General features: G+C 55.1%; 22 protein-coding genes, 2 pseudogenes and 1 other annotated feature. Of the genes and pseudogenes, 20 read left to right on the top strand and 4 right to left on the bottom strand.

Translation table 11 applies throughout. The annotated features are described in order from the left end of the window. Nucleotides 1–92: 92 nt before the first annotated feature. The 7 genes from yjjY to ACQG1K_RS03250 all read left to right on the top strand — a co-directional run bounded on the left by yjjY (nt 93) and on the right by ACQG1K_RS03250 (nt 6,899). Entirely contained in the window at nt 93–233 is a 141-nt protein-coding gene (yjjY, locus tag ACQG1K_RS03220) for a protein YjjY (protein ID WP_001541509.1), read from the top strand. A gap of 399 nt (nt 234–632) precedes the next feature. Further along, complete coding sequence (locus ACQG1K_RS03225) at nt 633–1,319, top strand: tRNA/rRNA methyltransferase (protein WP_063150297.1); 687 nt, start codon at nt 633–635, stop codon at nt 1,317–1,319. Nucleotides 1,320–1,530: 211 nt separating this feature from the next. After that, nucleotides 1,531–1,599: a thr operon leader peptide gene (gene thrL, locus ACQG1K_RS03230; RefSeq protein WP_015572623.1), complete on the top strand. Its 69-nt coding sequence runs from the start codon at nt 1,531–1,533 to the stop codon at nt 1,597–1,599. After that, nucleotides 1,538–1,655 (top strand) — a sequence feature (Thr leader region). Its footprint overlaps the gene before it by 62 nt. A 24-nt stretch (nt 1,656–1,679) precedes the next feature. After that, nucleotides 1,680–4,142 carry a bifunctional aspartate kinase/homoserine dehydrogenase I gene (gene thrA / locus ACQG1K_RS03235; protein ID WP_022646997.1) on the top strand — a complete coding sequence of 821 codons (2,463 nt, stop codon included), beginning with the start codon at nt 1,680–1,682 and terminating at the stop codon, nt 4,140–4,142. 1 nt (nt 4,143) lies between these two features. Then, nucleotides 4,144–5,073: a homoserine kinase gene (gene thrB, locus ACQG1K_RS03240; RefSeq protein WP_163346569.1), complete on the top strand. Its 930-nt coding sequence runs from the start codon at nt 4,144–4,146 to the stop codon at nt 5,071–5,073. A gap of 3 nt (nt 5,074–5,076) precedes the next feature. Continuing rightward, nucleotides 5,077–6,363: a threonine synthase gene (gene thrC / locus ACQG1K_RS03245; protein ID WP_003856490.1), complete on the top strand. Its 1,287-nt coding sequence runs from the start codon at nt 5,077–5,079 to the stop codon at nt 6,361–6,363. A gap of 248 nt (nt 6,364–6,611) precedes the next feature. Further along, the gene (locus ACQG1K_RS03250) at nt 6,612–6,899 is read left to right on the top strand and encodes a DUF2502 domain-containing protein (protein ID WP_022646999.1); all 288 of its coding nucleotides are present in this window, start codon (nt 6,612–6,614) and stop codon (nt 6,897–6,899) included. A 31-nt stretch (nt 6,900–6,930) separates the two neighbouring features. Here the strand turns inward: ACQG1K_RS03250 and yaaA are convergent, their stop codons facing one another. Continuing rightward, the gene (yaaA, locus tag ACQG1K_RS03255) at nt 6,931–7,704 is read right to left on the bottom strand and encodes a peroxide stress protein YaaA (protein WP_367074862.1); all 774 of its coding nucleotides are present in this window, start codon (nt 7,702–7,704) and stop codon (nt 6,931–6,933) included. Nucleotides 7,705–7,770: 66 nt separating this feature from the next. Then, nucleotides 7,771–9,204, bottom strand: a complete 1,434-nt coding sequence (locus ACQG1K_RS03260) for an alanine/glycine:cation symporter family protein (RefSeq protein WP_038415297.1) — start codon at nt 9,202–9,204, stop codon at nt 7,771–7,773. A gap of 262 nt (nt 9,205–9,466) precedes the next feature. On the opposite strand from ACQG1K_RS03260, the gene tal reads away from it, so the two are divergent. The 3 genes from tal (at nt 9,467) to ACQG1K_RS03275 (ending at nt 12,563) form a co-directional block, all read left to right on the top strand. Beyond that, nucleotides 9,467–10,420 (top strand): transaldolase, encoded by a 954-nt coding sequence (tal, locus tag ACQG1K_RS03265; RefSeq protein ID WP_003856481.1) that lies wholly within the window; start codon nt 9,467–9,469, stop codon nt 10,418–10,420. 110 nt (nt 10,421–10,530) lie between these two features. Then, a complete protein-coding gene (mog, locus tag ACQG1K_RS03270; protein ID WP_367074859.1) occupies nt 10,531–11,118 on the top strand; it encodes a molybdopterin adenylyltransferase in 588 nt (195 codons plus the stop codon). A gap of 122 nt (nt 11,119–11,240) precedes the next feature. Continuing rightward, nucleotides 11,241–12,563 carry an MFS transporter gene (locus ACQG1K_RS03275; RefSeq protein WP_023305417.1) on the top strand — a complete coding sequence of 441 codons (1,323 nt, stop codon included), beginning with the start codon at nt 11,241–11,243 and terminating at the stop codon, nt 12,561–12,563. Here the strand turns inward: ACQG1K_RS03275 and satP are convergent. Then, entirely contained in the window at nt 12,540–13,106 is a 567-nt protein-coding gene (gene satP, locus ACQG1K_RS03280) for an acetate uptake transporter (protein ID WP_022647004.1), read from the bottom strand. The genes ACQG1K_RS03275 and satP overlap by 24 nt on opposite strands. A gap of 296 nt (nt 13,107–13,402) precedes the next feature. Between satP and dnaK the strand changes: the two genes are divergently transcribed. The 4 genes from dnaK to nhaR all read left to right on the top strand — a co-directional run bounded on the left by dnaK (nt 13,403) and on the right by nhaR (nt 18,856). Then, a complete protein-coding gene (gene dnaK / locus ACQG1K_RS03285; RefSeq protein ID WP_006810169.1) occupies nt 13,403–15,316 on the top strand; it encodes a molecular chaperone DnaK in 1,914 nt (637 codons plus the stop codon). A gap of 87 nt (nt 15,317–15,403) precedes the next feature. Further along, complete coding sequence (gene dnaJ, locus ACQG1K_RS03290; protein WP_008502040.1) at nt 15,404–16,549, top strand: molecular chaperone DnaJ; 1,146 nt, start codon at nt 15,404–15,406, stop codon at nt 16,547–16,549. A 173-nt stretch (nt 16,550–16,722) separates the two neighbouring features. After that, nucleotides 16,723–17,898: a Na+/H+ antiporter NhaA gene (gene nhaA, locus ACQG1K_RS03295; protein WP_045621246.1), complete on the top strand. Its 1,176-nt coding sequence runs from the start codon at nt 16,723–16,725 to the stop codon at nt 17,896–17,898. 58 nt (nt 17,899–17,956) lie between these two features. Continuing rightward, a complete protein-coding gene (nhaR, locus tag ACQG1K_RS03300; protein WP_003856462.1) occupies nt 17,957–18,856 on the top strand; it encodes a transcriptional activator NhaR in 900 nt (299 codons plus the stop codon). Between the two features lie 58 nt (nt 18,857–18,914). On the opposite strand, the gene rpsT is transcribed toward nhaR, so the two are convergent. Next, the gene (gene rpsT / locus ACQG1K_RS03305; RefSeq protein ID WP_003856458.1) at nt 18,915–19,178 is read right to left on the bottom strand and encodes a 30S ribosomal protein S20; all 264 of its coding nucleotides are present in this window, start codon (nt 19,176–19,178) and stop codon (nt 18,915–18,917) included. Between the two features lie 101 nt (nt 19,179–19,279). On the opposite strand from rpsT, the pseudogene ACQG1K_RS03310 reads away from it, so the two are divergent. From ACQG1K_RS03310 to ispH, 6 genes and pseudogenes are all read left to right on the top strand, one after another. Continuing rightward, a pseudogene (locus ACQG1K_RS03310) lies at nt 19,280–19,497 on the top strand (DUF2575 domain-containing protein). Nucleotides 19,498–19,504: 7 nt separating this feature from the next. Continuing rightward, nucleotides 19,505–20,431 carry a bifunctional riboflavin kinase/FAD synthetase gene (gene ribF, locus ACQG1K_RS03315; RefSeq protein ID WP_023299293.1) on the top strand — a complete coding sequence of 309 codons (927 nt, stop codon included), beginning with the start codon at nt 19,505–19,507 and terminating at the stop codon, nt 20,429–20,431. A gap of 45 nt (nt 20,432–20,476) precedes the next feature. Then, nucleotides 20,477–23,293, top strand: a complete 2,817-nt coding sequence (ileS, locus tag ACQG1K_RS03320) for an isoleucine--tRNA ligase (protein ID WP_199159474.1) — start codon at nt 20,477–20,479, stop codon at nt 23,291–23,293. After that, on the top strand, nt 23,293–23,793 hold the full coding sequence (gene lspA, locus ACQG1K_RS03325) for a signal peptidase II (protein WP_023299295.1): 501 nt from the start codon (nt 23,293–23,295) through the stop codon (nt 23,791–23,793). Before ileS ends, lspA begins: the two co-directional genes overlap by 1 nt. A gap of 116 nt (nt 23,794–23,909) precedes the next feature. Further along, nucleotides 23,910–24,341: pseudogene (gene fkpB / locus ACQG1K_RS03330) on the top strand (FKBP-type peptidyl-prolyl cis-trans isomerase); the annotation flags it as partial. Between the two features lie 18 nt (nt 24,342–24,359). Further along, a complete protein-coding gene (gene ispH / locus ACQG1K_RS03335; protein ID WP_022647010.1) occupies nt 24,360–25,310 on the top strand; it encodes a 4-hydroxy-3-methylbut-2-enyl diphosphate reductase in 951 nt (316 codons plus the stop codon). The last annotated feature ends 203 nt before the right edge of the window (nt 25,311–25,513 follow it).

The raw sequence follows: 25,513 nt of genomic DNA on the forward strand, positions 1-25,513 counted from the left end.
TGCTACCTAAATTGCCAACTAAATCGAAACAGGAAGTACAAAAGTCCCTGACCTGCCTGATGCATGTCGCAAATTAACATGATCGGCTTAACGTGACTAAAGTACGTAATTGCGTTCTTGATGCACTTTCCATCAACGTCAACAACATCATTAGCTTGGTCGTGGGTACTTTCCCTTTGGACCCGACAGTGTCAAAAACGGCTGTCATCCTAACCATTTTAACAGCAACATAACAGGCTAAGTGACACCGGACACCCAATAAAACTACGCTTCGTTGACATATATCAAGTTCAATTGTAGCACGTTAACAGTTTGATGAAATCATCGTAGCTGAATGCTAGCCTTTGTCACAATTTTTCAATAAACCAACTAGTTGCGGACATTGATTGATAAACGGTACGAATCCAATCGGAAAAGAGTATTCATAAGGTCATTATCATTACAAAACATAAGGATAATGGACTTCTGTTAACATTCTAACTGATTGTTCAGCCACAAAATAGTTTAGCTTTTTTTAATTGTTATGAAACGCTATTTCGGTGATTTGTGTTGCAAAATTGTAAATTCGTGCTGCGTAATATGTTGAAGTGAATCACATTTTTACCTGCTAACTGATTAAAAAGAGAGCATAAATGCATCTGTCGATTGTGCTGGTGGCACCAGCAAGAGCTGAAAATATTGGCGCTGCGGCGCGTGCCATGAAGACCATGGGTTTTACCGATTTGCGTATCGTAGACAGCACGGCGCATCTGGAGCCTGCTGCGCGATGGGTGGCGCACGGTTCGGGTGATATTCTCGATAATATAACCACTTACGCTACGCTCGCTGAGGCGCTGCACGATATTTCGTTTACCGTCGCGACGACCGCGCGCAGCCGGGCGAAGTTTCATTATTACGCCACGCCTGCTGAACTGGTGCCAATGCTGGAAGAAAAAAGCCAGTGGCTGGAGAAAGCCGCGCTGGTGTTTGGGCGAGAAGATTCCGGGCTGACTAACGAAGAACTGGAACTGGCTGACGTGCTGACGGGCGCGCCGATGGTGGCGGATTATCCGTCACTGAATCTGGGGCAGGCGGTGATGGTGTACTGCTATCAATTAGCATCCTTAATACAAATTCCTCAGCCGCCAGCGTCAGTAACGGATGAAAACCAGCTGGCGGCGCTGCGTATTCGTGCAGATAAGCTTCTCGAACAACTGGGCGTCGCTGACGATCAAAAAATGGTGGACTGGTTACAGCAGCGCCTGGGGCGTCTTGAACAGCGCGACACGGCAATGCTGCACCGATTGCTTCATGATATTGAAAAAAAATTAGCCGAGTAAAATAGTGTCATAGGTTTTTATTATGGCCGATCCTGCTGATGTCTGGGGTTGCATCTGGGGTATTCCGATGAAAATAAATCTGCACGCAGCGGGACGTGAGAATGTCCCGAATTGTGATCAAATTAAAAATTCATTGACTTAAGGTGTCCGATCCTTTAACCCTAAAAGAATAGAGCACAGACAGATAATAATGACAGAGTACACAACATCCATGAAACGCATCAGCATCACCACCATTACTACAACCATCATCATTACCACAGGTAACGATGCGGGCTGACGCGTACAGGAAAAACAGAAAAAAGCCCGCACCTGAACAGTGCGGGCTTTTTTTTCGGCTAAAGGAAATGAGGTAGAACCATGCGAGTGTTGAAGTTCGGCGGTACATCAGTGGCAAATGCAGAGCGTTTTCTGCGTGTTGCCGATATCCTGGAAAGTAACGCCAGGCAGGGGCAGGTTGCTACCGTGCTCTCTGCCCCGGCAAAAATCACGAACCACCTGGTGGCGATGATTGAAAAAACCATCGGTGGCCAGGATGCACTTCCGAACATCAGCGACGCCGAACGTATCTTCGCTGAACTGCTTCAGGGGCTGGCAGACGCCCAGCCTGGCTTCCCGCTGGCGCAGCTGAAAACCACCGTTGAACTCGAATTTGCCCAGATTAAACATGTCCTTCACGGTATCAGCCTGCTGGGTCAATGCCCGGACAGCATCAACGCGGCGCTAATTTGCCGGGGTGAAAAACTCTCTATCGCCATCATGGCAGGCGTGCTGGAAGCGCGCGGTCACCACGTGACGGTCATCGATCCGGTTGAAAAACTGCTGGCTGTGGGACACTACCTTGAATCCACCGTCGACATTGCCGAGTCGACACGCCGCATTGCGGCGAGCAAAATCCCGTCTGACCACATGATCCTGATGGCAGGCTTCACCGCCGGTAACGAGAAGGGCGAACTGGTGGTGCTGGGGCGTAACGGCTCTGACTACTCCGCTGCCGTGCTGGCGGCCTGTTTACGTGCAGACTGTTGTGAGATCTGGACTGACGTTGATGGTGTATATACCTGTGACCCGCGCCAGGTGCCGGACGCCAGGCTGTTGAAGTCGATGTCGTACCAGGAAGCGATGGAGCTTTCCTACTTCGGCGCCAAAGTGCTTCACCCACGTACCATCTCCCCGATTGCCCAGTTCCAGATCCCTTGCCTGATTAAAAATACCGGTAATCCGCAGGCGCCGGGTACGCTGATTGGCGCCAGCGCTGATGAAGATGACCTGCCGGTAAAAGGCATTTCGAACCTTAATAACATGGCGATGTTCAGCGTCTCTGGCCCGGGTATGAAAGGTATGGTTGGCATGGCGGCACGCGTGTTTGCGGCCATGTCCCGTAATGGGATCTCCGTGGTGCTGATCACGCAGTCTTCTTCCGAATACAGCATCAGCTTCTGCGTCCCGCAGGGCGATTGCCTGCGCGCCCGTCGCGCGCTGGAAGAAGAGTTCTACCTGGAGCTGAAAGAAGAGCTGCTGGAGCCGCTCTCTATTCAGGAGCGTCTGGCCGTGATCTCCGTGGTAGGCGACGGCATGCGCACCCTGCGCGGAATCTCCGCCAAATTCTTTGCCGCCCTGGCGCGGGCCAATATCAATATCGTGGCGATTGCCCAGGGCTCATCAGAGCGTTCAATTTCCGTTGTCGTGGATAACGATGACGCCACTACCGGCGTGCGCGTGGTGCATCAGATGCTGTTCAACACCGACCAGGTGATTGAGCTGTTCCTGGTGGGCGTCGGCGGCGTCGGCGGCGCGCTGCTGGAGCAGGTAAAGCGCCAGCAGGAGTGGCTTAAGAAGAAACATATCGATTTGCGCGTCTGCGGAATTGCGAACTCGAAAGCGTTGCTGACTAACGTCCACGGTCTGAACCTGGAAAACTGGCAGGCGGAACTGGAAGAGGCGAAAGAGCCGTTCAACCTGGGTCGTCTGATCCGTCTGGTGAAAGAGTATCACCTGCTTAACCCGGTGATCGTCGACTGTACCTCCAGCCAGGCGGTGGCCGATCAGTACGCGGATTTCCTGCGCGAAGGTTTCCATGTGGTGACGCCGAACAAAAAGGCCAACACCTCGTCGATGGATTACTATCACCAGCTGCGTCTGGCGGCGAGCAAGTCGCGCCGCAAGTTTCTGTATGACACCAACGTGGGCGCGGGCCTGCCGGTCATCGAGAACCTGCAAAACCTGCTGAACGCGGGCGACGAACTACAGCGTTTCTCCGGCATCCTCTCCGGCTCCCTGTCGTTTATCTTCGGCAAGCTGGACGAAGGGATGAGCCTGTCGGAAGCCACCCGCGCCGCGCGCGAGCTGGGCTACACCGAGCCGGATCCGCGCGACGACCTCTCCGGTATGGATGTGGCGCGTAAGCTGCTGATCCTGGTGCGCGAAACCGGCCGCGAGCTGGAGCTTTCGGATATCGTGATTGAGCCGGTGCTGCCAGCAGAATTTGATGACAGCGGCGACGTCAGCGCTTTTATGGCCAGGTTACCGCAGCTTGACGACGCCTTTGCCGCCCGCGTTGCGAAAGCCCGTGATGAAGGTAAGGTATTGCGCTATGTTGGCAATATTGAAGAAGACGGCGTCTGCCGCGTGAAGATTGCCGAAGTGGATGGCAACGATCCGCTGTACAAGGTGAAAAACGGCGAGAACGCCCTGGCGTTCTACAGCCATTATTATCAGCCACTGCCGCTGGTACTTCGCGGCTATGGCGCAGGGAATGATGTGACGGCGGCGGGCGTGTTTGCCGATCTGCTGCGTACCCTGTCATGGAAGTTAGGAGTTTAAGATGGTTAAAGTATATGCCCCGGCTTCCAGCGCCAATATGAGCGTCGGATTTGACGTGCTGGGCGCGGCGGTCACGCCGGTGGATGGTTCGCTGCTGGGCGATACGGTAACGGTTGAGGCGGCAGAGCGCTTCACCCTGAATAACGTCGGCCGTTTTGCCAGCAAGCTGCCGCCTGAACCGCGTGAGAATATCGTTTATCAGTGCTGGGAACGCTTCTGTCAGGAGATCGGTAAAAACGTGCCGGTCGCCATGACGCTGGAAAAGAGCATGCCGATTGGTTCGGGACTCGGCTCCAGCGCCTGCTCGGTGGTCGCCGCGCTGGTGGCGATGAATGAGCACTGCGGCAAGCCGCTGAACAACAGCCGCCTGCTGGCGCTGATGGGCGAGCTGGAAGGGCGCATCTCCGGCAGCATTCATTATGATAACGTGGCGCCGTGCTTCCTTGGCGGCATGCAGCTGATGATTGAAGAAAATGGCATCATCAGCCAGCAGGTGCCAGGGTTTGATGAGTGGCTGTGGGTGCTTGCCTATCCGGGCATTAAGGTTTCTACCGCCGAAGCGCGTGCGATCCTGCCGGCGCAGTATCGTCGTCAGGACTGTATCGCCCACGGGCGTCATCTGGCGGGCTTTATTCATGCCTGCTATACCCGACAGCCGCAGCTGGCGGCGAAACTGATGAAAGACGTTATTGCCGAGCCGTATCGCACGAAGCTGCTGCCGGGCTTTAACGAAGCGCGACAGGCATCCATGGATATCGGCGCACAGGCGTGCGGCATCTCCGGCTCCGGCCCAACGCTGTTCGCCTTATGCGACAAGCCAGACACCGCGCAGCGCGTGGCGGACTGGCTCTCTAAACACTACCTGCAAAATCAGGAAGGCTTTGTTCATATTTGCCGTCTGGACACGGCTGGCGCACGAGTACTGGGATAACGAATGAAACTCTACAACCTTAAAGATCATAACGAGCAGGTCAGCTTTGCGCAGGCGGTAACGCAGGGTTTGGGCAAAAATCAGGGGCTGTTCTTCCCCCACGACCTGCCAGAATTTCAACTGACTGAAATCGATGAACTGCTTAAGCAGGACTTTGTCACCCGCAGCACCAAAATTCTGTCTGCGTTTATTGGCGACGAAATCCCGCAGGAGCTGCTCGAAGAGCGCGTGCGCGCGGCGTTTGCTTTCCCGGCCCCGGTGAAGCAGGTGGAGCCTGACGTTGGCTGTCTGGAGCTGTTCCACGGCCCGACGCTGGCGTTCAAAGATTTCGGCGGTCGCTTTATGGCGCAGATGCTGACCCACATCAGCGGCGACAAACCGGTGACCATCCTGACCGCGACCTCAGGTGATACCGGTGCGGCGGTGGCTCATGCGTTCTACGGCCTGAAAAACGTCCGCGTGGTGATCCTCTATCCGAAAGGCAAAATCAGCCCGCTTCAGGAAAAACTGTTCTGCACTCTTGGGGGCAACATTGAAACCGTGGCGATCGACGGCGATTTCGATGCCTGCCAGGCGCTGGTGAAGCAGGCCTTCGATGACGAAGAGCTGAAGGCGGCGCTGGGGCTGAACTCTGCCAACTCCATCAACATCAGCCGTCTGCTGGCGCAGATCTGCTACTACTTCGAAGCGGTGGCCCAGCTGCCGCAGGACGCGCGCAATCAGCTGGTAGTTTCTGTGCCAAGCGGGAACTTCGGCGATCTGACGGCGGGCCTGCTGGCGAAATCACTCGGCCTGCCGGTGAAGCGCTTTATCGCCGCTACCAACGCCAACGACACCGTGCCGCGTTTCCTGAAGGACGGAAAATGGGCGCCGAACGCGACGCAGGCCACGCTCTCCAATGCGATGGATGTGTCACAGCCTAACAACTGGCCGCGTGTGGAAGAGCTGTTCCGCCGTAAGGTCTGGCGTCTGGGCGACCTGGGCTACGCAGCGGTGACGGACGAAACCACGAAAGCCACCATGCGCGAGCTGAAAGCGGTGGGCTATACCTCTGAGCCGCACGCGGCGATTGCCTATCGTGCCCTGCGCGATCAGCTTCAACCGGGTGAGTATGGCCTGTTCCTCGGTACCGCCCATCCGGCCAAGTTCAAAGAGAGCGTGGAAGCGATCCTGGGTGAAACGCTGCCGCTGCCAAAAGAGCTGGCCGAGCGCGCCGACCTGCCGTTGCTGTCCCATGAGCTGCCCGCAGACTTTGCCGCACTGCGTAAGCTGATGATGACCCGAGCGTGAGTTTATTGCCCGGTGGCGGCTACGCCTTACCGGGCCTGGAACATTTCAGAAAGTAGGCCGGGTAAGGCGAAGCCGCCATCCGGCTTTTTTATGGAGAAAATAAGGAGAAAAACAGCAGGAAAAAAGCAGAAATTCCCAATAAATGCGGTCACTTAGGGTTTAGGATTGCAGAGAATAACATCCACCGTTCCCATCACGTACTCTCCTTACATCGGCCCACGTTGGGCAAGAAGAATAAGGAGTCACCTATGTCTACACTGAAACCTGCACTTATCGCGCTTTCACTGATGCTGGTCGCTCCCATGGCGGTGCAGGCAGCTGAGATCACCCTCGTCCCTGCGGTAAAACTGCAAATTGGCGATCGGGATAATAACGGACACTACTGGGATGGCGGCCGCTGGCGCGACCATGACTGGTGGAAAGCGCACTATGACTGGCGCGATAACCACTGGCGTCCGCACGATGAACATCGCGATCGTCACGATCATCACCGTCATGACGATCATCGCCCGGGGCCGGACCGGAAGCACCATTAACACAAACCCCGCCAGCTGGCGGGGTTGTCTTTTATTGCTCGTGACGCTTAAACACCAGCTCGTTTTTTCCTGACGATGCCTCGTCGAAGAAATACCCTTCACTGTTAAAGCCAGTGAGCTGCTCTGGCTTCGTCAGGCGGTTTTGAATGATGAAGCGGCTCATCAGACCGCGCGCTTTTTTGGCGTAGAAGCTGATCACTTTAAATTTGCCGTTTTTCTCGTCGAGGAACACCGGCTTGATAATGTCCGCATCCAGCTTTTTCGGCTTCACCGATTTGAAGTACTCATCGGAGGCCAGGTTGATCGCCACGTTGTCCCCCTGGGCTTGTAGCACCGCGTTAAGCTTATCGGTAATGACATCGCCCCAGAACTGGTACAAATCTTTGCCTTTGGCGTTTTCCAGGCGGATACCCATCTCCAGACGATATGGCTGCATCAGATCCAGCGGGCGCAGCACCCCGTACAGGCCGGATAACATGCGCAGATGCTGCTGGGCAAAATCGAAATCGGCTTCGCTAAACGTTTCTGCTTGCAGGCCAGTGTAGACGTCACCTTTGAAGGCCAACAGCGCCTGGCGGGCGTTAGCGGGCGTGAAGTCAGGCTGCCACTCGTGAAAACGGGTGGCGTTCAGGTCGGCGAGTTTATCACTGATGCTCATCAGCGAAGCGATTTGCGGAGCCGAAAGCTTACGCGCCTCGTGGATCAGCTGTTGCGAGTAGTCCAGCAATTCCGGCTGGGTATAACGCTCAGTGGCGAGCGGGCTCTGGTAGTCGAGCGTTTTGGCAGGTGAAATCAGAATCAGCATATCCAGTCCTTGCAGGAAATTTAGAGCGACTTTAACAAAAAATCGCCCTGAATTGATCGATAGCTGTTATTGCCGCGGCAAATCATCCCAGGTGCCAGGAGCAATTTGTGATTCGATTTCGGGATAGCGTGAGGCGTCAAAGACGGGCTGTACGCCGAGCTTGCGCTGACGCAGATAATCGCGCGCGATCAGCGCCACAACCGGTGAAAGAAGCAAAATTGCCGTCAAATTGGTGATGGCCATCAGCGCCATAATGACATCCGCCAGTTGCCAGATCATCGGCATGCTGAGCAGGCAACCGACAAATACCATGGCCAGCACACCCGCGCGAAGGATGTTGCGGGCCAGACGCGAGTCAACTTTCAGGAAAATAAGGTTGTTCTCGGCATAGATATAGTTCACCACAATAGAACTGAAGGCAAAAAGCCCCACGACAAGGGCGACAAGGCCTGCGCCCCAACCGCCGACGAGGGAGACCAGCGCCTGTTGTACCCAGTGAATGCCTGCTGTACTGCCGGATGGATGTTCAACGGCGCCGGACAGCAACATTATCATCGCACTGGCGGAGCAGATAACAATGGTGTCTGTGAAGACGCCAATCATCTGTACAATGCCCTGCGCGGCGGGATGCGGGGGCCAGGATGCGGCCGCTGCGGCGGCATTCGGCGTGGAGCCCATTCCCGCCTCGTTGGAGAACATGCCTCGCTGAAAACCCGCAGTGAGAGCCTGGCTAAGGGTGTAACCCAGCGCGCCGGAAGCCGCTTCGCGCCAGCCGAACGCGCTTTGGAAAATGGTGACGATGACGTTCGGCACCTCGTCGATATGTATCGCGCATACCATCAGGCTGGTTGACACCCACAGCAGCGCCATCAGCGGAACCAGCCACTGCATCAGGCGGGCAACCCCTCTCAGCCCGGTCACAATGGTCAGCAGGGTGAGAAGGGCAAGCGCGCTGCCCGTCAGCCACTCCGGACAATTGAAGGCAAAGCGCAGCGCGTGGGCGACGGAATTAGCCTGAACGGTATTGAAAATAAGACCATAGGCCATCAGTAAAAAGATTGAGAACAGGACGCCCATCCAGCGCATTCCCAGTCCGCGAGCCATATACCAGGCGGGGCCGCCGCGAAATTGACCGTTGCCGTCTTTTTCTTTGTAGAGCTGCGCAAGCGAGCATTCAGCAAAGGAGGTGGCCATACCGATAATCGCCGTCACCCACATCCAGAATACCGCGCCCGGACCGCCCGCGCCGATTGCCAGCGCGACACCGGCCAGGTTACCGCTGCCGACGCGCGCGGCCAGGCTGGTACAGAGCGCCTGAAATGAGGTCAGGCCGCCCGGCTGTGGTGTGACGCTGTTTTTCAGACTTCTGCCAAATTTGCGAATATAGCGAAACTGAATCAGTCCGCTGCGCCACGTAAACCAGATACCTGCCCCTGAAAGCAGGTATATCATGATTGAACCCCAGAGAACTTCGTTAATAAAGAAAAAGAAATCAGGCACTAACGTCCCTCTTGTTGATGCCAACGTGAATATGTAAGCGCTACCACTGATTGTGCATGCTGTTACTTAGCAGCCTGTTAATATTCTGAGTTTATCATACTCTGCCTAAGCGCACTGTCTGCGGTTGCGCTGCCTCTCACTCGTGTTATCATCAGGGCAGACCGGTTACATCCCCCTAACAAGTAAACCTGTCATTTTTCCGCTGCTGGCAGGCTGTCGGTAGTGTGAATTATCCAGGGAACGTTAAAAGAGAAACACTATCATGACGGATAAATTGACCTCCCTTCGTCAGTTCACCACTGTCGTCGCTGACACCGGAGATATTGCGGCAATGAAGCTGTACCAGCCGCAGGATGCTACAACCAACCCTTCTCTGATCCTTAACGCCGCGCAGATCCCTGAGTATCGCAAACTGATCGACGAGGCGGTGACCTGGGCAAAAGCACAGAGCAATGACCGCGCGCAGCAGGTTGTGGATGCGACTGACAAACTGGCAGTAAACATCGGTCTGGAAATCCTGAAGCTCGTTCCTGGCCGTATCTCTACTGAAGTTGATGCTCGCCTGTCCTACGACACCGAAGCGTCTATTGCCAAAGCAAAACGCCTGATCAAACTGTACAACGATGCGGGCATCAGCAACGACCGTATCCTGATCAAACTGGCCTCTACCTGGCAGGGCATTCGCGCCGCTGAACAGCTGGAAAAAGAAGGGATCAACTGTAACCTGACTCTGCTGTTCTCCTTCGCACAGGCGCGTGCATGTGCCGAAGCTGGCGTATACCTGATTTCTCCGTTTGTGGGCCGTATTCTGGACTGGTACAAAGCCAACACCGACAAGAAAGAGTATGCGGCGTCTGAAGATCCAGGCGTGATTTCCGTGACGGAAATCTACGAATACTACAAACAGCACGGCTATGAGACCGTTGTTATGGGCGCAAGCTTCCGTAACGTCGGTGAAATCATTGAGCTGGCTGGCTGTGACCGCCTGACCATCGCCCCTGCGCTGCTGAAAGAGCTGGCAGAAAGCGAAGGTGCTATCGAGCGTAAACTGTCCTACACCGGTGAAGTGAAAGCGCGCCCAGAGCGCATCACCGAGTCCGAGTTCCTGTGGCAGCACAACCAGGATCCAATGGCCGTAGATAAACTGGCGGACGGTATCCGTAAGTTTGCTATCGACCAGGAAAAACTGGAAAAAATGATCGGCGACCTGCTGTAATCATTCTGCGTGACCGGGTTCCCGGTCACGCCTCTTTCCCCCGCCTCTGTCTGAATTTTCTCTCTGCGTGTATCATTCCCTTTAATCAGTACTTTTTGAATGGAATGGATATGACTACCTTACGCATCGGCTTAGTGTCGATTTCTGACCGCGCCTCCAGCGGTGTTTATCAGGATAAAGGCATCCCTGGTCTGGAAGAGTGGCTGGGCAGCGCGCTCACTACCCCGTTTGAGATCCAGACTCGCCTGATCCCGGACGAGCAGCCGATCATCGAGCAAACCCTGTGTGAACTGGTGGATGAGATGAGCTGCCACCTTGTGCTGACGACGGGCGGAACCGGTCCCGCGCGCCGCGATGTAACGCCGGACGCGACGCTGGCTATCGCCGATCGTGAAATGCCGGGCTTCGGTGAACAGATGCGCCAGATCAGTCTACACTTTGTCCCGACGGCCATTCTTTCCCGTCAGGTCGGGGTGATCCGCAAACAGGCGCTGATCCTGAACCTGCCGGGGCAGCCGAAGTCGATAAAAGAAACGCTGGAAGGAGTAAAAGCCGAAGACGGCAGCGTTATCGTCCACGGTATCTTTGCAAGTGTACCGTATTGTATACAACTGCTTGACGGTCCGTACGTGGAAACTGACGGCAACGTGGTAGCAGCATTTCGCCCTAAAAGCGCTCGCCGCGAAACAATCTCCTGAAAATGCTTTAAATGTGACATTAGCGCCAGCCGCAGTAGCGTGTAAATGGATTTACGATATAGTAATTTTTTCTTTACGATTGCTGTAAAAAATAATCCACAACACATGCACAATGGTTCGCTATGTCACATAACACCCGACCTCTGAATCGACAGGACTACAAAACCCTCACGCTCGCTGCTCTGGGCGGCGCGCTGGAGTTTTACGACTTCATCATCTTTGTCTTCTTCGCCGCCGTCGTGGGGGCGCTGTTTTTCCCGGCGGATATTCCTGAATGGCTGCGTCAGGTGCAAACCTTCGGCATTTTCGCTGCCGGGTATCTGGCGCGTCCGCTGGGCGGCATTGTTATGGCGCACTTTGGCGATCTGGTTGGGCGCAAGAAGATGTTTACCCTCAGCATCCTGCTGATGGCCGTGCCGACGCTGGCGATTGGCCTTTTGCCTACCTATGAGTCGATGGGCATTATCGCCCCGTTATTGCTGCTGCTGATGCGTATTCTCCAGGGCGCGGCCATCGGCGGGGAAGTGCCGGGCGCGTGGGTGTTTGTCGCTGAGCACGTCCCGGTGCGCCGCATCGGCATTGCGTGCGGAACGCTGACCGCAGGGCTGACGATTGGGATCCTGCTTGGCTCCGTGGTTGCAACCATCATCAATACCAGCATGACGCAACAGGCCGTTCACGACTGGGGCTGGCGTATCCCGTTCCTTCTGGGCGGGGCGTTTGGGCTAGTGGCAATGTACCTGCGACGCTGGTTGCAGGAGACGCCAGTATTTCTGGAAATGCAGCAGCGGAAGGCGCTGGCGCAAGAATTGCCGGTAAAAACCGTAGTAGTGCGGCATAAAAAAGCGGTAGTCGTGTCGATGCTTCTGACCTGGCTGCTGTCTGCGGGTATCGTGGTGGTCATTTTGATGTCGCCGGTCTGGCTGCAAAAACAGTACGGTTTTGCGCCTGCTGTGACGTTACAGGCGAACAGTATCGCGACAATTATGCTCTGCTTTGGCTGTCTGGCCGCGGGACTGGCGGCGGATCGTTTCGGTGCCAGCGTGACCTTTATTGTCGGCAGCCTGCTGCTGGCCGCGTCGAGCTGGGCATTCTACCATCTTGCGGGCAGCCATCCTGAACAGTTGTTCCTGCTGTACGGCATCGTCGGGCTGTGCGTGGGCGTCGTTGGCGCCGTACCGTACGTAATGGTCCGCGCCTTCCCGCCGGAGGTACGCTTCACCGGCATCTCTTTCTCTTATAACGTCTCGTATGCCATTTTCGGTGGGCTGACCCCGATTGTGGTCACGGTGTTGATGGGGCTGTCACCCCTTGCACCTGCATGGTACGTGCTGGCGTTATCGCTGATGGGGCTGGTATTGGGGATGTGGCTTCGCCAGTCAGAGGGATGTCGTGCCCGCGACGCGGGCACGACAGAGGGATCAGTGTTTTTCACCAATCGGTAATACGGTGCGGCCGAACTGCTCGTTCAGCACTTCACCCATTGCCAGGTAGATAGCGCTTGCGCCGCACACCAGACCGACCCAGCCGGCAACGTGAACGATGCCTTCGTTATCCGCCAGGTGACCCGCGGCAAGCAGAGCGAACAGCACGGTCAGGCTCAGGAAGACGAATTGCAGCGCGCGGTTCGCCTTCAGGGTGCCGAAGAACATGAACAGGGTGAACACGCCCCACAGTCCCAGGTACACGCCCAGGAAATGGGCGTTTGAAGCATCTGCCAGGCCCATTTTAGGCATCAGCAGAATGGCGACCAGCGTCAGCCAGAACGAACCGTAAGAGGTAAAGGCGGTTAAGCCGAAGGTATTGCCTTTCTTATATTCCAGCAGGCCCGCGAAAATTTGCGCGATACCGCCGTAAAAAATGCCCATCGCCAGGATTACGCCGTCCATCGGGAACATCCCGATGTTGTGCAGGTTCAGCAGAATGGTGGTCATGCCAAAACCCATCAGGCCCAGCGGAGCCGGATTAGCCAACTTAGTGTTGCCCATAAGTCCTCAAAAAAATCATCATTAATATGGTGAAATGGTTAAACCCGCGCCAGTTCTCCCTGACGGGGCGCGGCATCATAATGGGCGGCATCGGCGCCGTCTATGATCTCATCGGGGTGAAATTAAAAAATTTTTTATCCTTCCCCCTTGATGGATGCCGTTGTGACCCCATCTTGTAAGCAACCGCAGTGTGTGGACCTGAAAAAAATCAAATCTGGGCAGTTGAAAAAGCACGTTCTGCCCTTATTACAGGTACACAACCACATGTTGACTGAATTTTTAGTGGAGACGTTTAGATGGGTAAAATTATTGGTATCGACCTGGGTACGACCAACTCTTGTGTAGCGATTATGGATGGCACTACTGCACGTGTGCTGGAGAACGCCGAGGGCGATCGCACCACGCCTTCTATCATTGCTTATACCCAGGATGGTGAAACTCTGGTTGGTCAGCCGGCTAAACGTCAGGCAGTGACAAACCCGCAAAACACCCTGTTTGCAATCAAACGCCTGATTGGCCGCCGCTTCCAGGACGAAGAAGTTCAGCGTGACGTTTCCATCATGCCTTACAAAATCATCGCAGCCGATAACGGCGATGCATGGCTTGATGTGAAAGGCACCAAAACTGCACCTCCGCAGATCTCTGCTGAAGTGCTGAAGAAAATGAAGAAAACCGCGGAAGATTACCTGGGTGAACCGGTAACTGAAGCTGTTATCACCGTACCTGCTTACTTCAACGATGCTCAGCGTCAGGCAACCAAAGATGCTGGCCGTATCGCAGGTCTGGAAGTAAAACGTATCATCAACGAACCAACCGCAGCTGCGCTGGCTTACGGTCTGGATAAAGAAGTTGGCAACCGTACTATCGCGGTTTACGACCTGGGTGGTGGTACCTTCGATATCTCTATTATCGAAATCGACGACGTTGACGGCGAAAAAACCTTCGAAGTTCTGGCAACCAATGGTGATACCCACCTGGGTGGTGAAGACTTCGATACCCGTCTGATCAACTACCTCGTTGACGAGTTTAAGAAAGATCAGGGCATTGACCTGCGTAACGACCCGCTGGCCATGCAGCGCCTGAAAGAAGCCGCTGAGAAAGCGAAGATCGAACTGTCTTCCGCTCAGCAGACCGACGTGAACCTGCCGTACATCACCGCAGACGCGACCGGTCCAAAACACATGAACATCAAAGTGACCCGTGCGAAACTGGAAAGCCTGGTAGAAGACCTGGTGAACCGTTCTATCGAGCCACTGAAAGTTGCATTGCAGGACGCTGGCCTGTCCGTGTCTGATATTCAGGACGTTATCCTGGTAGGTGGTCAGACTCGTATGCCAATGGTTCAGAAGAAAGTTGCTGAATTCTTTGGTAAAGAGCCACGTAAAGACGTGAACCCGGACGAAGCGGTTGCTATCGGTGCTGCGGTTCAGGGTGGTGTTCTGACGGGTGAAGTGAAAGACGTACTGCTGCTGGACGTTACTCCGCTGTCACTGGGTATCGAAACCATGGGTGGCGTGATGACTCCGCTCATCAACAAAAACACTACTATCCCGACGAAACACAGCCAGGTGTTCTCTACCGCTGAAGATAACCAGTCTGCGGTAACCATTCATGTGATTCAGGGTGAGCGTAAGCGTGCGGCGGATAACAAATCTCTGGGTCAGTTCAACCTGGACGGTATTAACCCGGCACCACGCGGCATGCCACAGATCGAAGTCACCTTCGACATCGATGCTGACGGTATCCTGCACGTGTCTGCGAAAGACAAAAACAGCGGTAAAGAGCAGAAGATCACCATCAAGGCATCTTCTGGCCTGAACGAAGCGGAAATCGAAAAAATGGTTCGTGATGCCGAAGCTAACGCGGAATCCGACCGTAAGTTCGAAGAGCTGGTTCAGACCCGTAACCAGGGTGACCATCTGCTGCACAGCACCCGTAAGCAGGTTGAAGAAGCGGGCGATAAACTGCCAGCGGAAGACAAAACTGCGATCGAAACTGCACTGAGCGCGCTGGAAACGTCTCTGAAAGGCGAAGACAAAGCGGACATTGAAGCGAAGATGCAGGAGCTGGCACAGGTTTCTCAGAAGCTGATGGAAATCGCTCAGCAGCAGCACGCACAGCAGCAGGCGGGCGCTGATGCTTCCCAGAACAACGCGAAAGACGACGATGTTGTCGACGCTGAGTTCGAAGAAGTGAAAGATAAAAAATAATCGCCCTGATGCAGGGTAATTAATCGGCACGGGCGTAGGAGTATTCTCCACGCCCGTGCTCGCATGTTAAGGGGCTTAAAAAAACCAATGGCAAAGCAAGACTATTACGAGATTTTAGGCGTTCCGAAAACTGCGGAAGAGCGTGAAATCAAAAAGGCATATAAGCGCCTGGCCATGAAATTCCACCCTGACCGTAACCAGGGTGACAAAGAGGCTGAAGCCAAATTTAAAGAGATTAAAGAAGCCTACGAAGTCCTGACCGATGCACAAAAACGTGCGGCTTATGACCAGTATGGTCACGCGGCCTTTGAACAGGGCGGCATGGGCGGCGGTGGATTTGGTGGCGGCGGCTTCGGCGGCGGCGCTGATTTCAGCGACATCTTTGGCGATGTATTTGGCGATATCTTCGGCGGCGGTCGTGGTCGTCAGCGCGCGGCGCGCGGCGCAGATCTGCGCTATAACATGGACCTGACGCTGGAAGAAGCGGTTCGTGGCGTAACCAAAGAGATCCGTATCCCGACGCTGGAAGAGTGTGACGTTTGCCACGGCAGCGGCGCGAAAGCGGGGACTCAGCCACAGACCTGTCCAACCTGTCACGGTTCCGGTCAGGTGCAGATGCGCCAGGGCTTCTTCGCGGTGCAGCAGGCCTGTCCGCATTGTCATGGTCGCGGTACGCTGATTAAAGATCCGTGCACCAAATGCCACGGTCACGGTCGTGTGGAGAAAACCAAAACGCTGTCCGTTAAGATCCCGGCAGGCGTGGATACGGGCGACCGCATCCGTCTGGCAGGTGAGGGTGAAGCTGGCGAGCACGGCGCACCGGCAGGGGATCTGTACGTTCAGGTTCAGGTTAAACAGCACGCCATCTTCGAGCGTGAAGGTAACAACCTGTATTGTGAAGTGCCGATCAACTTTGCGATGGCGGCGCTGGGCGGCGAAATCGAAGTGCCGACGCTGGACGGTCGCGTTAACCTGAAAATCCCTGGCGAAACCCAGACCGGGAAGCTGTTCCGCATGCGCGGCAAAGGCGTTAAATCCGTTCGCGGTGGCGCGCAGGGTGACCTGTTATGCCGCGTGGTCGTTGAAACGCCGGTCGGCCTGAACGACAAGCAGAAACAGCTGCTGAAAGAGCTTCAGGAGAGTTTTGGTGGCCCGACGGGTGAGAAAAACAGCCCGCGCTCCAAAAGCTTCTTCGATGGCGTCAAAAAATTCTTCGACGATTTAACCCGCTAACCTGCCAGCTGGTTGCTATCCTTTAAAGCCCGGAAGCGATTCCGGGCTTTTTGCTTTATAGCGTTATTCCTCGGTTAAACTGAATCTATAACCAATATTAATCTGTTTTTACCGATCTGTTTGCGCTGATATTATGGTTTTACCGAGGTATTGTTGTAAAAGAGAGTTTAAACGTGAAATTACTACACCGTTTCTTTAGCAGTGAGGCATCCGGCGGCGTCATCCTGATTATTGCTGCTGCAGCCGCCATGCTGCTCGCCAATATGGGTATGACGCGCGATCTCTATCACGCATTTCTGGAAACCCCCGTCGAGCTGAAGGTCGGGGCGCTGGAAATTAACAAGAATATGCTGCTGTGGATCAACGATGCGCTGATGGCGGTGTTCTTCCTGCTGGTAGGCCTGGAGGTCAAACGTGAGCTGGTGATCGGTTCTCTTGCCAGCCGTCAGCGCGCGGCGTTTCCGGTGATCGCGGCGATTGGCGGGATGATCGTTCCCGCGTTGCTCTTTCTCGCGTTTGCGTGGCAGGATCCGATTGCGCGTGACGGCTGGGCGATCCCGGCCGCAACGGATATCGCGTTTGCGCTCGGGGTCTTAGCCTTGCTCGGTAGCCGCGTCCCGGTAGCACTGAAAATTTTCCTGATGGCGCTGGCGATTATCGATGACCTGGGCGCTATCGTGATTATCGCGCTGTTCTACACCAGCGATCTGTCGGTTTTGTCGCTGAGCGTGGCGGCCGTGGCTATTGCGGTGCTGGCGTTGCTGAACGTCTTCAACGTCCGACGCACGGGTATTTATATTCTGGTGGGGATGGTGCTGTGGACGGCGGTGCTGAAGTCTGGCGTGCATGCCACGCTGGCGGGCGTCATCGTTGGCTTCTTTATTCCGCTGAAGGAGCAGGACGGCAAATCGCCTGCCAGACAGCTGGAGCATGTGCTTCATCCGTGGGTGGGCTTTATGATCCTGCCGCTGTTTGCATTTGCCAACGCGGGTGTTTCCCTGGCCGGTGTTACCCTGGACGGACTCACCTCTGTGCTGCCGCTGGGTATCATCGCCGGTTTGTTTATCGGTAAGCCGCTGGGTATCAGCCTGTTCTGCTGGCTGGCGCTGAAGCTGAAGCTGGCGTCATTGCCAAACGGAACCACCTTTAGTCAGATTATGGCCATCGGCGTGCTGTGCGGTATTGGATTCACCATGTCGATCTTTATCTCGACGCTGGCGTTTGGTGCCAGCGCGCCTGAGCTTATCGTCTGGGCGAAACTCGGCATTCTTATCGGGTCGTTACTGGCCGCGGTTATTGGTTATACCTTGTTGAAGGTGAAGTTGTCCGGACAGGCTGTCCAGGCATAACAGGAAACCGGGAGAAGGGAAGCCTTCTCCCGATAAACTATCAGGGAGTGAAAACGTGATGTCTCATTTGAACTATAACCATCTCTATTACTTCTGGCATGTCTACAAGCAGGGCTCGGTCGTGGGAGCGGCAGAGGCGCTCTACCTGACACCACAAACTATTACCGGGCAAATCAAAGCCCTGGAAGAGCGCTTACAGGGCAAGCTTTTTAAGCGGAAAGGACGTGGCATTGAGCCGAGCGAGCTGGGCGAACTGGTGTTCCGCTATGCGGACAAGATGTTCACCCTGAGCCAGGAGATGCTGGATATCGTTAACTATCGCAAAGAGTCGAACCTGCTCTTTGACGTGGGCGTGGCGGATGCGTTGTCCAAACGGCTGGTAAGCGGTGTGCTGGATGCGGCGGTGGTGGAAGATGAACAGATTCATTTACGCTGCTTTGAGTCCACTCACGAGATGCTGCTGGAACAGCTGAGCCAGCATAAGCTGGATATGATCATTTCGGATTGCCCAATCGACTCCACGCAGCAGGAAGGCTTGTTCTCGGTGAAAATTGGCGAATGCGGCGTCAGTTTCTGGTGCATTAATCCGCCGCCGGAAAAACCGTTTCCTGCCTGCCTGGAAGAGCGCCGCCTGCTGGTGCCGGGTAGGCGGTCTATGCTCGGACGTAAGCTGCTGAACTGGTTTAACTCGCAGGGGCTGAACGTGGAGATCCTCGGTGAGTTCGACGATGCGGCTTTGATGAAGGCTTTTGGCGAGGCGCACAACGCTATCTTCGTTGCCCCGACGCTGTACGCGCACGATCTCTATTCAGACGACAAGATTACCGAGATTGGCAGGGTGGATAACGTGATGGAAGAGTATCACGCCATATTCGCCGAAAGGATGATTCAGCACCCGGCGGTGCAGCGAATCTGCAACCGCGACTACTCGGCGCTGTTTACGCCGCCGGCAATCTGAAGACATAAAAAAACCCGCGTTAAGCGGGTTCTTTCAAACAAGCAACAACAAGTAGCGATTAAGCCAGTTTGTTGATCTGCGCGGTCAGGTTTGCTTTATGACGCGCTGCTTTGTTTTTGTGGATCAGACCTTTAGCAGCCTGACGATCCACGATTGGTTGCATTTCGTTAAATGCGTTCTGCGCTGCAGCTTTGTCGCCTGCTTCGATTGCTGCGTATACTTTCTTGATGAAAGTACGCATCATAGAGCGACGGCTTGCGTTGTGCTTACGAGCCTTTTCAGACTGAACGGCACGTTTCTTAGCTGATTTGATATTAGCCAAGTCCAACTCCCAAATATGTTCTATGTGGACAATTCAAAGGCCGAGGAATATGCCCTCTTTGCCTTCTTTTGTCAATGGATTTGTGCAAATAAGCGCCGTTAATGAGCGACGCTACGTTACGTAGTGATGGCGCAGGATTCTACCAGCTTGTCTTTCGTGAATACAGCCTTTCGGCATAAAAATCGCAGTTCTCGGGCAGATTTTTTTGCTGTGAAAGGTCAGCCTGATGAAATCATACGGCTTTCTGTTTCGCGTGAACAATCGCCGGTTAACCTTAACCGCCGTACAAGGTATACTTTGGCGATTTTCACTGTTTTGAGCCAGTCATGAAGCTGATACGCGGCATACATAATCTCAGTCAAGCCCCGCACGGGTGCGTGCTGACCATTGGTAATTTTGACGGCGTGCATCGTGGGCATCAGGCGCTGTTGCAGGGATTGCGTAAAGAAGGGGAGGCGCGTGGCCTGCCCGTTGTGGTGATGATTTTCGAACCGCAGCCGCTGGAGCTGTTTGCCGGCGAGAAATCCCCCGCGCGGCTGACGCGTCTGCGTGAGAAGTTACGCTACCTGGCGGAGTCCGGCGTGGACTACGTCCTGTGCGTACGCTTCGACCGTCGGTTTGCCGCGCTGACCGCACAAAACTTTGTCAGCGATCTGTTGGTCAGGCAGCTTGGCGTGCAGTTTCTCGCCGTGGGCGATGATTTCCGCTTTGGCGCTGGTCGTCAGGGCGATTTCTTGTTATTACAGAAGGCTGGCCTGGAGTACGGGTTTGACGTCACCAGTACGATGACCTTCTGTGAGGGCGGGGTGCGCGTCAGCAGCACGGCGGTACGTCAGGCGCTGGCGAACGATGAACTGGACACGGCAGAAACGCTGCTGGGTCATCCGTTCACAATTTCAGGTCGTGTGGTCCATGGCGATGCGCTGGGCCGCACGATAGGTTTTCCGACGGCGAATATACCGCTGCGTCGTCAGGTCTCCCCGGTTAAAGGGGTCTATGCGGTGGAAGTGGCAGGACTGGGTGAGAAGCCTTTTTACGGTGTTGCCAACATTGGTACACGTCCAACGGTTTCCGGTGTGCGTCAACAGTTAGAAGTACACCTGCTGGACGTTGTAATGGACCTCTACGGTCGCCATATAGATGTGATACTGCGTAAAAAAATACGCAATGAACAGCGATTCGCTTCGCTGGATGAACTTAAGGCGCAAATCGCGCGAGATGAATTAACGGCCCGCGAGTTTTTTGGGCTTTAGAACCGGCTTAACTGCCTACGTGATAAATACGGAACCGAGAATCTGATGAGTGACTATAAATCAACCCTGAATTTGCCGGAAACAGGGTTCCCGATGCGCGGCGATCTCGCCAAGCGCGAACCGGGAATGCTGGCGCGTTGGACTGATGATGACCTGTACGGCATCATTCGTGCAGCCAAAAAAGGCAAAAAAACCTTCATTCTGCATGATGGCCCTCCCTATGCGAATGGCAGCATTCATATTGGTCACTCTGTAAACAAGATTCTGAAAGACATTATCGTGAAGTCCAAAGGACTCGCGGGATATGACTCGCCTTATGTTCCGGGCTGGGACTGCCATGGTCTGCCAATCGAGCTGAAAGTGGAGCAAGAGTACGGTAAGCCAGGTGAGAAGTTCACCGCCGCAGAGTTCCGCGCGAAATGCCGCGAATACGCTGCCACCCAGGTTGACGGTCAGCGCGCTGACTTCATCCGTCTGGGCGTGCTGGGCGACTGGTCGCACCCGTACCTGACCATGGACTTCAAAACCGAAGCCAACATTATCCGTGCGCTGGGTAAAATCATCGGCAACGGTCACCTGCATAAAGGCGCTAAGCCGGTGCACTGGTGCGTGGACTGCCGTTCTGCGCTGGCAGAAGCGGAAGTAGAGTATTACGACAAAACCTCGCCTTCTATCGACGTGGCGTTCGAAGCGGTCGATCAGGATGCGATCAAAGCTAAATTTGGCCTGCCAGGCGTAAGCGGTCCAGTCTCGCTGGTTATCTGGACCACCACCCCGTGGACGTTACCAGCCAACCGTGCCATTTCCCTGTCCGGTGAGTTTGAGTACGCGCTGGTACAAATTGATGGTCGCGCGGTTATCCTGGCAAAAGATCTGGTTGAAAGCGTGCTTAAACGCGCGAACATCACTGATTACAGCGTGCTGGGTACCTTAAAAGGCGACGCGCTGGAGCTGATGCGCTTCAAACACCCGTTCCTGGACTTCGACGTTCCGGCGATCCTGGGCGACCACGTCACGCTGGACGCCGGTACCGGTGCGGTGCATACCGCCGGCGGCCACGGTCCTGACGACTACAACATCAGCCTGAAATACGGTCTGGAAATCGCCAACCCGGTCGGTCCGGATGGCTCTTACCTGCCTGGCACCTACCCGGCGCTGGACGGTATCAACGTCTTTAAAGCCAACGACATCATCGTTGACATGCTTCGCACCAGCGGCGCGCTGCTGCACGTTGAGAAAATGCAGCACAGCTATCCGTGCTGCTGGCGCCATAAGACCCCGATTATCTTCCGTGCGACCCCGCAGTGGTTCGTCAGCATGGACCAGAAAGGCCTGCGCGAGCAGTCTCTGAAAGAGATCAAAGGCGTGCAGTGGATCCCGGACTGGGGCCAGGCGCGTATCGAATCCATGGTGGCTAACCGTCCTGACTGGTGTATCTCCCGTCAGCGCACCTGGGGCGTGCCGATGTCGCTGTTCGTGCATAAAGAGACGCAGGAACTGCACCCGAACACCCTGGAACTGATGGAAGAGGTGGCTAAGCGCGTTGAAGTTGACGGCATTCAGGCGTGGTGGGATCTCGATTCCCGTGACATCCTGGGCGCTGACGCGGACAACTACGAGAAAGTGCCGGATACCCTGGACGTGTGGTTCGACTCCGGGTCTACCCACTCCTCCGTGGTTGACGTGCGCCCTGAGTTCGCCGGTCACGCTGCCGACATGTATCTGGAAGGCTCCGACCAACACCGCGGCTGGTTCATGTCATCCCTGATGATCTCCACCGCCATGAAGGGCAAAGCACCTTACCGCCAGGTACTGACCCACGGCTTCACCGTGGATGGTCAGGGCCGTAAGATGTCCAAATCCATCGGTAACACCGTTTCTCCGCAGGACGTGATGAACAAGCTGGGCGCGGATATTCTACGCCTGTGGGTGGCATCCACCGACTACACGGGCGAAATGGCGGTGTCTGACGAGATCCTGAAACGTGCTGCTGACAGCTATCGTCGTATCCGTAACACTGCGCGCTTCCTGCTGGCGAACCTGAACGGGTTTGATCCGGTAAAAGACATGGTGAAGCCGGAAGAGATGGTGGTGCTCGATCGCTGGGCGGTAGGCTGCGCGAAAGCGGCACAGGAAGATATTCTGAAAGCCTATGAGTCTTACGACTTCCACGAAGTGGTGCAGCGCTTGATGCGCTTCTGCTCCATTGAGATGGGGTCGTTCTATCTCGACATCATCAAAGACCGCCAGTACACCGCGAAAGCGGACAGCGTGGCGCGTCGTAGCTGCCAGACCGCGCTGTTCCACATCGCAGAGGCGCTGGTACGCTGGATGGCGCCGATCATGTCCTTCACCGCAGATGAAATCTGGGGTTACCTGCCGGGCGAACGTGAGAAGTATGTCTTCACCGGCGAGTGGTACGAAGGTCTGTTCGACCTCTCCAGCACTGAAGCAATGAACGACGCCTACTGGGACGAGCTGCTGAAAGTGCGTGGCGAAGTGAACAAGGTTATCGAGCAGGCGCGCGCTGACAAGAAAGTCGGTGGCTCTCTGGAAGCGACGGTGACCCTGTACGCAGAGCCTGAGCTGGCCGCGAAGCTGACCGCGCTGGGCGATGAATTACGATTTGTCCTGTTGACCTCCGGTGCGAAAGTTGCGGATTATGCCGAGGCATCTGCTGATGCTCAGCAGAGCGAACTGCTCAAAGGACTGAAGGTCGCACTGAGCAAAGCCGATGGTGAAAAATGCCCGCGTTGCTGGCATTACACTACCGATGTCGGCCAGGTGGCGGAACACGCAGACATCTGCGGACGCTGTGTAAGCAACGTCGCCGGCGACGGCGAAAAACGTAAGTTTGCCTGATGAGTAAAACTCTCTGTTCAACAGGACTGCGCTGGCTGTGGCTGGTGGTAGTGGTGCTGATTATTGATTTGGGCAGCAAGTTCCTGATCCTCCAGAATTTCGCTCTGGGGGATACGGTCCCGCTGTTCCCGTCGCTTAACCTGCACTACGCCCGCAACTACGGCGCGGCGTTTAGTTTCCTTGCCGACAGCGGTGGCTGGCAGCGTTGGTTCTTCGCAGGTATCGCAATGGGTATCTGCGTCGTGCTCGCGGTGCTGATGTACCGCTCGAAGGCCACGCAAAAGCTGAATAACATCGCCTACGCGCTGATCATTGGTGGCGCACTGGGTAACCTGTTTGACCGCCTGTGGCACGGCTTTGTAGTCGATATGATCGACTTCTACGTCGGCGACTGGCACTTTGCGACCTTTAACCTCGCCGATAGCGCAATATGCGTTGGTGCAGCGTTAATCGTGCTGGAAGGCTTCTTGCCTAAACCGGCCGCGAAAGAGCAGGTGTAACAAAACCAGCCGGGTGACGCGTAGCGATCCCGGCCTACAGAATTTGTGGCCCCCGTAGGCCCGGTAAGCGTAGCGCCACCGGGCAACAGGTGACCCAAAACAAGCGAGCAATTTGCATGTCTAAATCCGTACAGAGCAACAGCGCGGTTCTCGTTCATTTCACGCTGAAGCTGGATGACGGCTCCACGGCCGAGTCCACCCGCAACAATGGCAAACCGGCGCTGTTTCGTCTGGGCGACACCTCCCTGTCTGAAGGCCTCGAACAACAGCTTCTCGGGCTGAAAGTGGGTGAGAAAAAAGCGTTCTCACTGGAGCCGGATGCGGCATTCGGTGTGCCAAGCCCGGATCTGATTCAGTACTTCTCGCGCCGTGAGTTTATGGATGCGGGTGAACCGGAGATCGGGGCGATTATGCTCTTTACCGCTATGGACGGCAGTGAAATGCCTGGCGTGATCCGCGAAATCAACGGGGATTCCATCACCGTTGACTTCAACCATCCGCTTGCCGGGCGTACCGTTCATTTTGATGTAGAAGTGCTGGAGATCGATCCGCGCTGGAGGACTGAAATGCAGATCCTGTTGGCTAACCCGCGCGGTTTTTGCGCTGGTGTAGACCGCGCTATCAGCATTGTTGAAAATGCGCTGGAGATTTACGGCGCGCCGATTTACGTGCGTCACGAAGTGGTGCACAACCGCTACGTGGTCGACAGCCTGCGCGAGCGCGGTGCGATTTTTATCGAGCAGATCAGCGAAGTGCCGGACGGCGCAATCCTCATCTTCTCCGCGCACGGCGTATCCCAGGCCGTACGTAACGAAGCCAAAAGCCGCGATCTGACCGTATTCGATGCCACCTGTCCGTTAGTGACCAAGGTGCATATGGAAGTGGCGCGTGCAAGCCGTCGTGGTGAAGAGTCGATTCTGATTGGCCATGCCGGTCACCCGGAAGTTGAAGGCACCATGGGTCAGTACAGCAACCCGGAAGGGGGTATGTATCTGGTTGAGTCGCCGGAAGACGTTTTTACGCTGAATGTGAAAAACGAAGCGCGTCTGTCGTTTATGACCCAGACGACGCTTTCCGTGGACGACACCTCAGACGTGATTGACGCCCTGCGCCAGCGCTTCCCAAAAATCGTCGGGCCGCGCAAAGATGATATCTGCTACGCAACCACCAACCGTCAGGAAGCCGTGCGCGCGCTGGCTGAACAGGCGGACGTGGTGCTGGTGGTCGGTTCAAAAAACTCCTCTAACTCTAACCGTCTGGCCGAACTGGCGCAGCGTATGGGGAAAGCGGCGTTTCTGATCGACGACGCAACGGACATTCAGGAAGCGTGGGTGAAAAACGCGGCCTGCGTCGGTGTTACCGCAGGTGCTTCAGCGCCGGATATTCTGGTGCAAAACGTCATTGCCCGCCTGCAAGAGCTGGGTGGTGGCGAAGCGGTGCCGCTGGAAGGCCGTGAAGAGAACATTGTCTTTGAAGTGCCGAAAGAGCTGCGAATCGACGCCCGCGAAGTGGAATAATTTCTTTTCTGATGAAAGGCCAGCACCTTCTGTGCTGGCCTTTTTTTTGCTTCGTATCTTATCGTGACGACAAAATCATGTCTTTTACTGATATCTGAGTCGGTTTCACGTTAAATTCTAATTATTGGTGTTTTCAGTTGGCAGCCTTAGCGAAGGCTGGTTAATCTGAAAACGGTTTACATCATTTTAACGTAAGAGAATAA

Origin of the sequence: Enterobacter cloacae complex sp. 402C9 (assembly GCF_050030745.1) — a bacterium.
Taxonomy (GTDB): Bacteria; Pseudomonadota; Gammaproteobacteria; order Enterobacterales; family Enterobacteriaceae; genus Enterobacter; species Enterobacter intestinihominis.